Genomic DNA, 13,948 nt, shown 5'->3' on the forward strand with positions numbered 1-13,948 from the left:
CATGCACCACCCCCAGCCGGCCGAGCCCACGCCCCCGTCGCGGGGCCCGGCCTCCCCTGACCCCAAGAAAGCCCGACATCATGCGCAAGCGCGCCCTTGCCCTGGCGGCGGCCGTGACCTCCGGCCTGCTCGCCCCCGCGGCCCTCACGGCCCCGGCGACGGCCGCCACCGCGGCGTCCGCGGACGACTTCAACGGCGACGGGTACCGCGACCTCGCCGTCGGCGACCGCGGTGCCACGGTCGGCGGGGCCTCGAAGGCGGGTGCCGTCGTCGTCGTGTACGGCTCCGCCACCGGCCTCGGCCCGGCGTCGCGGAGCACCACCGTCTCCCAGAACAGCGCCGGCATCCCCGGCTCGGCGGAGGCCGGCGACGGGTTCGGCACCGACATCACCACACGCGACCTCAACAGCGACGGCTACGCCGACGTGATGGCCACGGCGCCCGGCGAGAACGACGGCAGCTACCACGGCACGTTCACCGTCCTGTGGGGCTCCGCGTCCGGCCTGACCAGCGGCAGCGCGTACAAGAACCCCAAATACCCGGACAAGGGGTTCGCCAAGGACCTCGCCGTCGGTGACTTCAACGCCGACGGCAAGCAGGACGTCGTGGCCGTCGACGACGACAACATCTGGTACCTGCGCGGCCCATTCACCAAGTCGGGCTCGCGCGGCAGCGCCACCAACCTCGACCCGACCGACGGTGAGAACATCTCCCCCGACCGCGTCGTCGCGGGCACCGTCACGAAGGACGGCACCGCCGACTTCGCGGTCCTCGGCGACGACTGGGACACCGACAGCAACCGCGTCTGGTTCTACAAGGGTTCGTCGAGCGGCCCCACCAAGACCAAGAAGGTCAGCCTGCCCGCCGCCGCCTCCCTCATGGAGGCCTCGGTCACCATCGCCGACTACGACAAGAACGGCTACGGCGACCTGACCGTCGGCGCCCCGCGCACCGGCACCGGCGGCGCGGTCTACATCCTGCCCGGCACGTCCACCGGCCCCAGCGCCTCCGCCAAGAAGATCACCCAGTCCACCTCCGGCATCGCGGGCTCCCCGGAATCCACGGACTCCTTCGGCAGCGACGTCTCGGCCGCGGACACCAACGGCGACGGCTATCCGGACCTGGCCGTCGGCGTGAAGGGCGAGATGATCGGCGACGGCCCGTTCCGCGCGGGCGGCATCACCGTCCTGCGCGGCACTTCCTCCGGCGTCACCGGCACGAACTCCCGCTGGTACGACTACGCCACGCCGGGCGTCGAGGGCGAGACCACCGAGGAGGGCTGGCTCGGCGCCTCCGTCCAGCTGCGCGACTTCAACCGCGACGGCCGCGCCGAACTGGTCGCCTCCGCCCCCGAGGTGAACCGCCTCTACCTTCTGCCCGGCGCGGCATCGGGCCCGACCGGCACGGGCTCCTTCCTCGTCCAGGCCCCGGAACTCACCGGCTTCTACTGGGCCGAACTCACCGACTGACCCCACCCCCTCCCGGCCTCACCCAGAGGAGCCCGACGTGCGTCTGCGCACCACCACAGCCCTGACCGCCCTCGTAGCGGCCGCCCTGACGCCCCTCACCCTCCCCACAGCACCCGCCTCCGCCGCCGGCGCCAAGTACGCCGACGACTTCAACGGCGACGGGTACCGCGACTACGCGTCCATGTCCTGGAACAGCCCCGGCGGCGCCCTCCTCATCACCTTCGGCACCGCGACGGGTCCGGGCACGAAGACCCAGGTGATCGACCAGGACAGCGCCGGCGTGCCCGGTGAGGACGAGGCCGACGACATGTGGGGCGAAGTCAGGACGGCCGCCGACTTCGACCAGGACGGCTACGGCGACCTCGCGGTGGCCGCCCGGGGCGAGGACGTCGGCAGCAACGAGGACCAGGGAGCCGTCATGATCCTCTGGGGCTCACCCACGGGCCTGTCCGGCGGGACATCCGTCACCAACAAGGCCAAGCAGGAGTTCGGCTACTTCGCGAACGACCTCGCGACCGGCGACTTCAACGGTGACGGCAAACCGGATCTCGCGGCCGTCAACGCCGGCAAGACATACGTGTACCGCGGCCCCATCACCCGCTCCGGAGTGGCCGGTTCGGTCTCGACCCTGGACAAGACGGGCTTCGACTCCACCGCACTGATCGCCGGCAAGGTGAACGGCGACTCCAAGACCGACCTCGTCATCGTCGGCGACACGTTCTCCGGCGGGGCCACGGCCGCGGACGCCTGGTTCATCAAGGGCGGCTCCACGCTGACGTCCGGCCCGTCCCTCCAGGTCAACACGAAGAGCTACGGCGGCGACGGCGTCATCGCCGACTTCAACAAGGACGGTTACGGCGACGTCGCCATCGGCACCCCCGCCTACTCGGGCTACAAGGGCCGCGTCTCCCTCTGGTACGGCTCCTCGACGGGCCCCGGCACCAGCGCCCGCATCTCCCAGTCCACCAGCGGCGTCGCGGGCACGCCGGAGGCGGACGACAGTTTCGGCTGGTCCGTCTCCGCGGGCGACGTCAACGGCGACGGCTACCAGGACCTGGCGGTCGGCGCCTACGGCGAGAAGATCGACGACAAGGAGTACGCGGGCGGCGTCCACGTCTTCAAGGGCCGCGCGAGCGGCGTCAGCGGCACCGGCTCGCAGTGGTTCGCCCGCAACAGTCCGGGGGTCACCGGGACGCTCGACACGGACGACATGTTCGGCTCCACGGTGCGGCTGCGCGACACCGACCGCGACGGCTACGCCGACCTGTACGTGGCGGGAGCGGTCGGCTCGCTCCGCCTGCCCGGCTCACCCTCCGGAATCACCACGACGGGCGCCACACCGATCCCGTCGGACCTGATCGAGGGCTTCCTTCAGTAGCGCACGCCCGCGTGAAACGCGTCCCGTATGAACGGGCCCCGTCGGCCCGACCCGGCCGACGGGGCCCGCAGATTCCCACCCACCCCGTACAACTCTCGGCAAACGCCCGCGGAACGCACCCTTACTGACTGCGGATGCCCCCACATCCCCCGTGCGGATGCCCCCACATCCCCCGGTTGACGCAGGAGTTACACGCATGACCAGGCACGCCAAGCACAAGCGCACGCCCGAACCCTCCCCCGCCCGGATCCGGCTCGCCACCGCCACCGCGGCCGCCGCCGCGCTGACCGGGGGCCTGCTGGCCACCTCGGCCGGCGTGGCGTCCGCCGACACGGCCGCGGCAGGCGTCTCCCAGAATGACGCCGACTTCAACGGCGACGGCTACGCGGACGCCATTGCCTCCGCGTACGGCGCCTACGTGAACGGCAAGGCGAGCGCGGGCCAGCTCGCCGTCGTCTACGGCGGAGCAACCGGGAACCACTACGCCACCATCAGCCAGAACTCCCCCGGCGTCCCCGGCACCGCCGAGGCCGGCGACCTGTTCGGCGGCGACTCCGCGTACGGCGACTTCGACGACGACGGTTACGACGACGTCCTCGTCGGCGCGCTCGGCGAAGACGTCGGCTCGGACAAGGACGGCGGCACCGCCGCCATCCTGTGGGGCTCGGCCGCCGGGCTGAAGAGCGGCACCACCGTCGCCGACCCTCGGCCCACCAAGCACGACTTGTTCGGCGGCGTGGTCGAGGCAGGCGACTTCGACGGCGACGGCAAGGACGACATAGCCGTCGGCTCGCTCGGCGCGACGACCGTCGACGTCTTCTCCGGCGGCTTCAGCCGCACCTCGGGCGCCGCGGTCCACAAGACGCTGAGCACCGGTGTCCAGACCGGGGACGGGATCAACAGCCTGCATTCCGGCGACGCGAACGGCGACGGCAAGGACGACCTGATCGTCAACGGCTACGACCCGTCGGACAATCTGAACGCCAACTACTGGATCCCCGGCAGCACCACCGGTCTCACCAACTCCGCCGCGCAGAAGCTGCCCGCCGGCATCATCACCGACCTCGGCGACACCGACGAGGACGGCTACGACGACATCGTCATCGGCAATGCCTGGGACTCCGGCATCGCAGGCGCGACCACGGGCGGTTCGGTGTTCGTCGTGCACGGCACGGCGAGCGGCCCGTCCGCCGGCGACACCGAGAAATTCACGCAGAACACCGCGGGCGTCCCCGGCTCCAGCGAGAAGGGCGACACCTTCGGCGGCGAGATCGACCTCGGCGACGTCAACGGCGACGGCCACCTCGACCTGGTCGTCGGCGCACCTGGCGAGGACCTGACCGGCGGCGCCAACGCCGGCGCGGCCACCGTCCTGTACGGCTCCGCCGACGGCTCGGGCATCACCGGCACCGGCGCCCTTTTCCTGGAGCAGAACAACGCGTTCGTCCCCAACTCCAACGAGAAGAACGACGAGTTCGGCTCGGACGTGCACCTGGACGACCTCAACCACGACGGCCGCGACGAGATCCTCATCGGCGCCGAAGGCGAGAACGGCTACAACGGCGCCGTGTACCCAGTGAAGGTGAAGGCCGACGGCACCCTCGCGGCGTCCTCCGGCATCTACACCTCCACGCTCGGTATCTCCGCGTCGGGCACCCCGAGCCTGGGCGCCAACTTCACGGACTGACCCTCCCCGAACCGGCCGGGTCCGCGCCCCCCGTCGCGGACCTGGCCTCCCCACTCCAGAAAGCCCGACATCATGCACAAGCGACGCGCCCTCGCACTTGCGGCAGCCGTGGCCTCCGGCCTGCTCGCCCCCCTGACCCTCCCGACCCCTGCGACGGCCGCACCCGCGAAATACACGGACGACTTCAACGGGGACGGATACCACGACCTCGCCACCTCCGCGGTCCGTACCACCGTGGGCGGCGCGAGCGGCGCCGGCGCCGTCGTGGTCACCTACGGTTCGGCCTCCGGCATCAGCGCCGCCCGGCACACGGTCCTCAGCCAGAACACCAGCGGTGTCCCCGGAACGGCCGAGAAGAACGACGCCTTCGGTTCCGTGCTCGCAACCGGTGACCTGAACAGCGACGGATACGCCGACCTCGTCGTCGGCACCGATGGCGAGGACGTCGGCACCGACACCAACGGCGGTACGGTCGTCGTGCTCTGGGGCAGTGCCAAAGGCCTCTCCGGCGGGACGACCATCAACGATCCGGACCCGTCCGGCCACGATCTCTTCGGCAAGTCCCTGGCCGTGGGCGACTTCACCGGCGACGGCAAAGCCGATCTCGCGGTGGGCAGCACCGGCAGCGCAGTCTGGATCTACCGGGGAGGGTTCACCAAGTCCTCCGGTGCCGCCTCCAAGTTCAAGCTCGGCACCGACCTCGAGCCCGGCACCTCCAACGGGGCGCGGACCCTCACCTCCGGAGACTTCAACCGCGACGGCTACAGCGACCTGCTGATCACGGGCTTCTACAACCCGAACAGCTACAGCGCCGCCTTCGGCAGTCTGGTCTATCTGGGCTCCGCGACAGGCATGACCTACCAGGACATCCTCGCCGAGGGCGACACCGTGGCCACGGGTGACCTCAATGGCGACGGTTACGACGACGTGATCGTCGGCGCGCCCGACGGCGACGGCCAGGGCAACGTGGGCGGCGCCATCACCTCCTACCTCGGGGGTGACGCCGGAGTGCGTACCGACACGAAGAGAGTCATCGACCAGGACACCCCGGGCGTGCCCGGCGAGGACGAGTCGAGCGACTACTTCGGCAACGCGATCTCCATCGGTGACATCGACGGTGACGGACACGACGACGCCGCGGTCGGCGGCTACTACGAGAGCGTCGGCGACGCCTCGCTGACCGGCAGCGTCACCGTGTTCCGCGGGAGCTCGCCCGGCCTGTCCACGGACGGGGTCAAGGTGTTCCACCAGGGCACCACCGGCATCCCGGGCGCCAATGAGGACAACGACCACTTCGGTTCGGCCGTGCGGCTCGCCGACCTCAACGCGGACGGCCGCGCGGACCTCTCCATCGGCGCGCAGGACGAGAACAGCGGTGACGGCGCCCTCTGGAGCCTGCGTGGCTCGTCAACGGGCCCGACCGCCACGGGCGCCGTCAGCTTCGGCGCGTCGTCCGTCGGCATCTCCATGACCGGATCCCCGGCCTTCGGCGCGGTGATGGCTGACTAGTGGACGCCCTCACGGTCCCAGTGATCCGGCATGACGTATCAGCCCCGCCGGCACCTGCGGCCGGGCCCTGAGTACGTCGTCCGGGGCGTCGCTCTCCCTCAGGAGGGCGGCGCCCCGGTGCGGCAGTTGCGCGGCGCCGAAGACGCCCAGCCCAACCCGTTCTCCCCGAGCGCACTCCGACTGCCGTCGTCCGTCAATCCCCTGCGGTACGGATCCGTGCTCCCGACCACCCCGTAGACACCCTCCCGGCCCCCTTAGGGGATGTCACAGCTCGGCAGCAAAGCCGGGCCCGATGCACTGGGCCCGGCACCTCCCTCTCCGGGACCAGGTACGTTCGATGACGTGGCTGGATTCAGGATCGGACGCGGCCGGGACAACCGCGCCCCGCAATCGCGACCGTACGGACAGCGGGCCCCCCAGGGGCAGGCCCCGTACGGCTACCCTCCCGCGCCCCCGAACGGGCAACCGCAGCAGCACCAGTACGGCGGGCAGCAACCGCAGCAGCCGTACGGTCAGCAGCAGTGGCCCCAGTCCGGAGGTCACGGGGAGCCGGAGTACTTCGGTGACCCGAACGGCCCACAGGGGCACGGTCAGCAGGGCCAGGGCTACGACCCGTACGCGGCGAACAACCCGGGGCACACCCAGGCGTTCTCCGTGGGCGAGGACCCGTACAGCCAGGGCGACACGTACCGGGCGGGTTCGGCCCCGGCGACGCCCGTCGGGCCGCGGCTGCACTGGAAGCAGCTCCTGTCCGGAGTCGTCCTGCGGCCCGGCCAGACATACCTCCAGATGCGGGACTACGCGATGTGGGGCCCCGCCCTCGTCGTGACGTTCCTCTACGGGCTGCTCGCGATCTTCGGCTTCGACTCGGCCCGCGAGGACGTGATCAATGCCACGATCTCGTCGGCGATCCCGTACGTCCTCACGACCGGCGTCGCGATCACGATCAGCCTCTTCGTCCTGGGCGTGGTCACGCACACGCTGGCCCGCCAGCTCGGCGGTGACGGAGCGTGGCAGCCCACGGTCGGCCTCGCGATGCTGATCACCGCGATCACGGACGCCCCGCGCCTGCTCTTCGCCATGTTCCTCGGCGGCGACGCCCCCTTCGTACAGATCCTCGGCTGGGCGACGTGGGCCCTGGCCGGTTTCCTGCTGACGCTCATGGTCGGCAGGTCGCACGACCTGCCGTGGCCGAAGGCGCTGGCCGCCTCCGCGATCCAGCTGATCGCGCTCCTGTCGATCATCAAGCTGGGCACGTTCTAGACACCTGGTGAACGCGAGTGGGGCCCGGCACACACAGTGCCGGGCCCCACTCGCGTTCGCTCGTCGTCACCCCGTCGCCGCCACCCCGTCGCCGCCGACAGATTGCCGCCGGTCGCGGGTCGAAGCACCGGCTTCCCCCGACAAACTGCCACGATTCGCCCATGGCACCTGCGGCAGGCACCGCTGAGAGTCCGGCGAGAGCGCGACTGGTCCTGCTGACCCTGGCGGCAGGTCAGTTCCTGATGGCTCTCGACAGCTCGGTCATGAACGTCTCGATCGCCACTGTGGCCGAGGACGTGGGCACGACCGTGACGGGGATCCAGGGCGCCATCACGGCGTACACCCTCGTGATGGCGATGTTCATGATCCCGGGCGGCAAGGTCGGCGCGCTGATCGGACGCAAACGCGCGTTCATGATCGGCTGCTGCGTCTACGGCTGCGGCTCCCTGACCACGTCGCTCGCACCGAACCTCCCCGTACTGCTTGTCGGCTGGGCGTTGCTCGAGGGGCTCGGAGCCGCCCTCATCCTGCCCGCGATCGTGGCGCTCGTGGCGGGCAACTTCACCACCGAACGCCGTCCCGCCGCGTACGGACTCGTCGCGGCCGCGGCGGCCGTGGCGATCGCGGTGGGGCCGCTCGTCGGAGGGCTCGCGACGACGTACTTCTCCTGGCGCTGGGTGTTCGCCGGTGAGGTGGTGGTCGTGCTGGGCATCCTGGTGTCCGCCCGCCCCATCGCCGACGCGCCGGTCGGCGAACGCGCCCGCATCGATCTCGTCGGCTGCGTGCTCTCCGCCCTCGGTCTCGGGATCTCCGTCTACGGAGTCCTCCGCTCGGGCGAATGGGGCTGGTTCCAGCCCAAACCCGGCGCGCCTGCGTGGCTCGGGATCTCGCTGGTCGTGTGGCTGGCGCTGGCCGGTCTGCTGCTGATCTGGCTCTTCCTCCACTGGGAGGCCCGCCTGGTGAAGCAGCGCAGGGAGCCGCTCATCGACCCGGCCCTGCTGCAGAACAAGCAGCTCACCGGTGGCCTGACCATGTTCTTCTTCCAGTACCTCGTGCAGATGGGCGTGTTCTTCGTCGTCCCGCTGTATCTGTCGATCGCCCTGGGCCTGTCCGCGCTCAAGACCGGCGCCCGCCTCCTGCCGCTCTCTCTGACGCTGCTGGCGGCCGCGATCCTGATCCCGCGCTTCTTCCCGGACGTCTCGCCGCGCCGGGTGGTGCGGCTCGGGATCCTCGCGCTGCTCGCGGGCGCGGTGGTCCTGATGGCCGCACTCGACGCGGGAGCCGGCGCGGAGATCGTCACCGTCCCCCTCCTGCTGATCGGGCTCGGCATGGGCGCGCTGGCGTCCCAGCTCGGGTCGGTGACCGTGTCCGCGGTGCCGGAGGCGCAGAGCGCGGAAGTCGGCGGGGTCCAGAACGCCGTCACCAACCTGGGCGCCTCGGTCGGCACCGCACTCGCCGGGTCGATCCTCATCGCCGCGCTCACGACCTCGTTCGTGACCAGCATCGAGCAGAATCCGGCGGTCCCGGCCGACGTCAAGAGCCAGGCCTCCGTCAAGCTCCAGAGCGGCGCGCCCTTCCTCTCGGACGCTCAGCTCAAGACCGCGCTCGACGCATCCGGCACGAGCACGGAGGTCTCACAGGCGGCGCTCGACGCGAACAGGGAAGCACGACTCGACGGCCTGCGCGCCGCACTCGCCGTCCTCGCCCTCACGGCGCTGCTCGCCATGTTCTTCACCTCACGGATCCCGACGACCCAGCCACGCTCCGCAACGCCGTAGCCCGCCCGGTTACGTGAGTGGGGCCCGGCACTGTATGTGCCGGGCCCCACTCACGTATACGACTGCTCAGGCGTCCAGAACCTGCCCGGCCCTGCTCACCACGGGCGGTTCGACGGACCAGGCTGACTTGGGGGCGCGTTCCCGGCCGCGGGCACATCGTGGCAAGCGTGGTCGACCTGATAAGGATGAGGCCGCAGGTTCAAGGCCTGTCACCCCCACCAGGGAGTGCGAGGGCCGCCGATCGATAGCCTGCGGTCTTTGTAACCGGGGAGGGATCATGGCCAAGGACGGCTGGACCGAAGGTACCGACAACAGCGCCGAAACCTCTGGCGATCTCGTGGACGAACCGTCCGCGGTCCAACTGGTGTACCGGCCGCAGCCTGCCGACACACGGGTCGGCCTGCGGGTCCGCGACCGGGTCAAGCGGACCAAGCTGGTGCTGCGGGGCCTCCTCCTCGTGCTGGGGGTGGGGTTCTGGCTGATCACTATCGACGTGGTCTCGACCGGGCTGCTCTTGTTCGTTGTCCTGTGGATATGGGGGTACCCACGGCTGCACGTCGCCTACATACAGCGCATCATCGGATGGCAAGGTGAGTACCGCGCCACCGTGTCTGCGGCCGGGATAACCTGCCACAGCGACTACAGCACGCTGGTCCAGAAGTGGTCCGTTTACCAGGGCTACCGGGAGACGGCCCACCACTTCGTTCTGCTCAGCCGAGACCCCAACATCATGTGGCTCGAAGTCCTGCCCAAGCGGGGTGTGCATGAGGCCGAGGACCTCGACCGGCTTCGGGCCATCCTGGACCAGCACACCACCCGCGTGTGACGGACGCGAAGGGTGCCCCGCGCCGGCGGTCGATGTCGACCCTGCCACTGGGGCGTGGCGTACAGCAGCGAAGCGACTCAACTAGCCGTACCTGGCCGTCTGCGCCGTGAGAGGGCGCTCGGCACCTTAGGACCTGCGACGGATCAGAAGGTCGCCGCCACTCCAAACAGCCTAGGCCCCCTCGGTGATCACCCGAGGGGGCCTAGCACGTGCGCAACGCCCATGACGTGCGAAGCAACACAGGTCAGAGCGCTTCCAAGTTCTCCTTGGGCGCCTCTCCAGACCTATGTACTGGAGGCAAGACACTCCAGGCCGAGATAACGAGCCACCTCCAATCAAGGCATCCTCTTAGGTCACTCACCCAAGTTTTTGGAAGTCCCATACAACCCTCGTGCCAGCTTGTTGGTCTTGGGGGCGCCGATCATCCCGTGGCCCCATGGGCAACTCCGGGCGAATACGGGAGATCCGGTCCCCCCGGTACGAGGGATGCTGTCCTGGCATCCCCGCATGTTGCAGGAGAGTGTCGATGCATAAGAACCTCCGCACCGCCCTAGCCGCGGCATCGGTCGCCGCGCTGACTGGCGGCCTGCTGGTGGCCACAGCCGCGCCGTCCATCGCGGCGTCCGCCAAATACGCGGATGACTTCAACGGTGATGGCTATCGCGATCTCGCGGTCTCCGCACCGGGCACAGTCGTCGGAGGTCATGATCAGGCTGGAGCAGTGGTCATCACCTACGGCTCGTCCAGTGGCCTGCAGAGCAGCAGAACCCAGGTCGTCTCGCAGAGCTCCAGCGGGGTGCCCGGCGCATCCGAAGAAGGAGACCGTTTCGGCGAAGCCACCGCGTCCGGTGATTTCAACAACGACGGTTACGCAGACCTCGCTGTAGGAGCCCCCCTCGAAGACACCACCGCGGGCTCAGACAGCGGAGCGGTTACCGTGCTTTGGGGCAGCAGCGCCGGACTAGTAGGCGGCACCGCTTTGGAGATCCCTCCGCTTGGCTACGTAACAGGCTACGGTCAGGTCCTCACCAGCGGCGACTTCGATGGAGACGGCTTCGACGACGACGTTGCGGTCAGCTCGAACTCGGACAACTCCGTCTTCTTCTACAAAGGCGGAACCACCAAAAGCAACACTCTCGGGGGACGGACGGGCTTCCCCGCGACATCTCTGACCGAAGTCATCTCTCTGGCCGCAGGTGACGTCAACGCTGACGGCATAGACGACATCGTGGTGGGCGGCCACGACAGCGACAGCCGGGAGCTCTACAAGCAGTCCCTGTATCTCGGACTCGACTCCTCCCGGCCGCAGTACGCGGGCGATGTGGCACACGGCCAGACAGCAGCAGTCGGAGATGTGGACGGCGACGGGTACGCCGACATCGTGACCGGCCACCCATGGGATCAGCGGTCGTCGATGGTGGGCACGAGCCTGGGAGGCAACGTCTCACTCACCTACGGTTCGGCTAGCGGCCGTGACACCTCGCGTCCCATCGTGACCATCACCCAGAACACCGACGGAATTCCCGGCGCGTCGGAAACGAACGACAACTTCGGGCACGCGGTGGCGCTCAACGACATCAATGGTGACGGCAGGGCTGACCTCGTTGTCGGCGCTCCGTACGAGTCAATCGGCGCGGCAGAGGCCACGGGCTCCGTCACAGTGATTCCTGGCTCCGCCAGTGGTCTCGCCACAACCGCGGCATACGCGTACAACCAAGGATCTACCGGGGTCCCGGGCGCGGCAGAGGGTGGTGACTACTTCGGGGATGCCGTGGCGCTGACGGACACCAACGGTGACGGCATGGCAGACCTCGCCGTCGGAGCCTCTGGAGAGAACAACATGGATGGCGCTGTGTGGTCTCTCAAGGGTCGTACTTCTGGGTTGACCACGACCGGCGCGGTGAGCTTCGGCGCGGGGACAACCGGTCTGCCGACGAGCGAGTGGCCGGAGTTCGGAGTCTGGATCGCGGGGTGACGGCTCCGAAACACCACGAGTTTGGTCGTCCCGTGCCGACTCCCTGAAACCACCAGTACGCCTCCATCCCGTGACGGTCCTACTTCCTTCTTGGACTGAACGGGCCCCGTAGCCGTCGGCTTGTAGCACTGATTGCCGTAGGGCAGCGGATTACAGCAACCCCCAGCGATCGCAGCGCCCATCGATGACTTCCCATGGGCCTCCAGGCAACCTGTATGACCTTCAATGGCCGATCTCTATCCAGCTACGAACCAGAAGGTCACCGTCCGGAACAGCGCCAAGGCCCCTCGGTGATCAGCCGAGGGGCCTTGTGGATGTCCGCCACGTTCTAGACGTGCGAAGCATCACAGGTCAGAGCGCTTCCCGGTTCTCCTTCGGCGCCTCGCCCGACTTGTGTACTGGAGGCAAGACACTCCACGGGAAGTTGATCCAGTCGTCCGTGCGCTTCCACACGTACTCGCACTTCACGAGCGAGTGCGACTTCTCGTAGATCACGGCGGAGCGCACCTCGGCCACGGTGTCGAGGCAGAAGTCGTGGACCAGCTTCAGGGTCTTCCCGGTGTCGGCGACGTCATCGGTGATGAGCACCTTCTTGTCCGAGAAGTCGATCGCGTTGGGCACGGGCGCCAGCATGACGGGCATCTCGAGTGTCGTCCCCACACCCGTGTAGAACTCGACGTTCACGAGGTGGATGTTCTTGCAGTCGAGGGCGTACGCGAGACCGCCGGCCACGAAGACGCCGCCGCGTGCGATGGACAGCACTATGTCCGGCTCGTACCCGTCGTCGGCGATCGCCTGCGCCAGCTCGCGCACGGCGGTGCCGAACTTCTCGTACGTAAGGTTCTCGCGTACGTCACTCATGCTGCTGCTCACACCTGTGTTCGATGGAAATTGAGGAAGGAACGGGAGGCCGTGGGCCCGCGCTGGCCCTGGTAGCGGGACCCGTAGCGCTCGCTGCCGTACGGGTGCTCGGCGGGCGAGCTCAGACGGAACATGCACAGCTGCCCGATCTTCATGCCCGGCCACAGCTTGATCGGAAGCGTCGCGAGGTTCGACAGCTCCAGCGTGACGTGCCCGGAGAACCCGGGGTCGATGAAGCCGGCGGTGGAGTGCGTGACGAGCCCGAGCCGCCCGAGGGAGCTCTTGCCCTCGAGGCGCGAGGCGAGATCGTCCGGCAGCGAGATGACCTCGTACGTGGAGGCGAGCACGAACTCGCCGGGGTGAAGGATGAAGGGCTCGTCGCCCTCCGGCTCCACGAGGCGCGTCAGGTCGGCCTGCTCCACCGCGGGGTCGATGTGCGGGTAGCGGTGGTTCTCGAACACCCGGAAGTAGCGGTCGAGCCGCACGTCGATGCTCGAGGGCTGCACCATGGATTCGTCGTACGGATCGATGCGGACCCGCCCGGCGTCGATCTCGGCCCGGATGTCCTTGTCTGAGAGAAGCACGTAGCGAGGATACGCAGAGCGCGCGGGCCCGCCACAATCCGGCCATTGCACCGCGACTGTGGCGCACTCGCGCGCCTGTCCTTCGGCTATGCGCCGGTTACCGCTTCTCGAACTCCACAGGAACCGCGTTCCTCAGCCGCGCACACCGCGGACATCGGATCAGCCGGCCGGGTCCGAGCCGGTCGGCCCGCTGCATCGGGAACGAAGCGGTGCTGAACACGTGCCCCTCGGCACAACGGACGAATGTGCGCTCCATCGAGTCCCAGAGTCCCTTCCCCACGAGCCACTCAACCATTTCTGGCCGACAACGAGGGGTCACATTACGGGATGAAAGGGACGCCGCTCCAGGCGGCACTCCGGACACGGAAGGACCCTCGAAGCCGGCCCCACCGTACGCCTCAACTCCCTTCACCCGCAGTCACATCCGGCACGCACAACGCAGCCGGGCCCCGCGGTGAAAACACCGGGGGCCTGGCATGAGGTACAGTGTGCGACGTTACGACTCCGGATCAACCGGCGTCTTACGCGGGTGTAGTTTAGTGGTAGAACATCAGCTTCCCAAGCTGAGAGTGCGAGTTCGATTCTCGTCACCCGCTCCATATGTGAGGCCCAGGTCAG

Annotated in this window: 11 protein-coding genes and 1 tRNA gene; 10 read left to right on the forward strand and 2 right to left on the reverse strand. The window is 68.7% G+C overall.

The features are described from left to right. Positions 1 to 80: 80 nt before the first annotated feature. From OG758_RS24795 to OG758_RS24835, 9 genes are all read left to right on the forward strand, one after another. Entirely contained in the window at positions 81 to 1,469 is a 1,389-nt protein-coding gene (locus OG758_RS24795; protein ID WP_326711984.1) for an FG-GAP-like repeat-containing protein, read from the forward strand. Between the two features lie 37 nt (positions 1,470 to 1,506). Next, positions 1,507 to 2,847 carry an FG-GAP and VCBS repeat-containing protein gene (locus tag OG758_RS24800; protein ID WP_326711985.1) on the forward strand — a complete coding sequence of 447 codons (1,341 nt, stop codon included), beginning with the start codon at positions 1,507 to 1,509 and terminating at the stop codon, positions 2,845 to 2,847. A gap of 196 nt (positions 2,848 to 3,043) precedes the next feature. Then, on the forward strand, positions 3,044 to 4,534 hold the full coding sequence (locus OG758_RS24805) for an FG-GAP repeat protein (RefSeq protein ID WP_326711986.1): 1,491 nt from the start codon (positions 3,044 to 3,046) through the stop codon (positions 4,532 to 4,534). A gap of 72 nt (positions 4,535 to 4,606) precedes the next feature. Further along, positions 4,607 to 6,043 (forward strand): FG-GAP and VCBS repeat-containing protein, encoded by a 1,437-nt coding sequence (locus OG758_RS24810; protein WP_326711987.1) that lies wholly within the window; start codon positions 4,607 to 4,609, stop codon positions 6,041 to 6,043. 30 nt (positions 6,044 to 6,073) lie between these two features. Further along, positions 6,074 to 6,280 (forward strand): hypothetical protein, encoded by a 207-nt coding sequence (locus OG758_RS24815; protein ID WP_326711988.1) that lies wholly within the window; start codon positions 6,074 to 6,076, stop codon positions 6,278 to 6,280. A 24-nt stretch (positions 6,281 to 6,304) separates the two neighbouring features. Then, positions 6,305 to 7,306 carry a Yip1 family protein gene (locus tag OG758_RS24820; protein ID WP_326711989.1) on the forward strand — a complete coding sequence of 334 codons (1,002 nt, stop codon included), beginning with the start codon at positions 6,305 to 6,307 and terminating at the stop codon, positions 7,304 to 7,306. Positions 7,307 to 7,467: 161 nt separating this feature from the next. Further along, on the forward strand, positions 7,468 to 9,084 hold the full coding sequence (locus tag OG758_RS24825; protein ID WP_326711990.1) for an MFS transporter: 1,617 nt from the start codon (positions 7,468 to 7,470) through the stop codon (positions 9,082 to 9,084). Between the two features lie 277 nt (positions 9,085 to 9,361). Continuing rightward, positions 9,362 to 9,910, forward strand: coding sequence for a YcxB family protein (locus tag OG758_RS24830; RefSeq protein WP_326711991.1), 549 nt, complete (start codon positions 9,362 to 9,364; stop codon positions 9,908 to 9,910). A gap of 526 nt (positions 9,911 to 10,436) precedes the next feature. Next, a complete protein-coding gene (locus OG758_RS24835; protein ID WP_326711992.1) occupies positions 10,437 to 11,885 on the forward strand; it encodes an FG-GAP-like repeat-containing protein in 1,449 nt (482 codons plus the stop codon). Positions 11,886 to 12,236: 351 nt separating this feature from the next. Here the strand turns inward: OG758_RS24835 and OG758_RS24840 are convergent, their stop codons facing one another. Both OG758_RS24840 and dcd read right to left on the reverse strand, forming a co-directional pair. Further along, positions 12,237 to 12,746 (reverse strand): phosphoribosyltransferase, encoded by a 510-nt coding sequence (locus OG758_RS24840; RefSeq protein WP_326711993.1) that lies wholly within the window; start codon positions 12,744 to 12,746, stop codon positions 12,237 to 12,239. Between the two features lie 8 nt (positions 12,747 to 12,754). Further along, positions 12,755 to 13,330 carry a dCTP deaminase gene (dcd, locus tag OG758_RS24845; RefSeq protein WP_127827666.1) on the reverse strand — a complete coding sequence of 192 codons (576 nt, stop codon included), beginning with the start codon at positions 13,328 to 13,330 and terminating at the stop codon, positions 12,755 to 12,757. A gap of 525 nt (positions 13,331 to 13,855) precedes the next feature. Between dcd and OG758_RS24850 the strand changes: the two genes are divergently transcribed. After that, positions 13,856 to 13,929: transfer RNA gene (locus OG758_RS24850), tRNA-Gly, on the forward strand. Positions 13,930 to 13,948 lie beyond the last annotated feature (19 nt).

It is taken from the genome of Streptomyces sp. NBC_01474 (genome assembly GCF_035918215.1).
GTDB classification, from domain to species: domain Bacteria; phylum Actinomycetota; class Actinomycetes; order Streptomycetales; family Streptomycetaceae; genus Streptomyces; species Streptomyces aureus.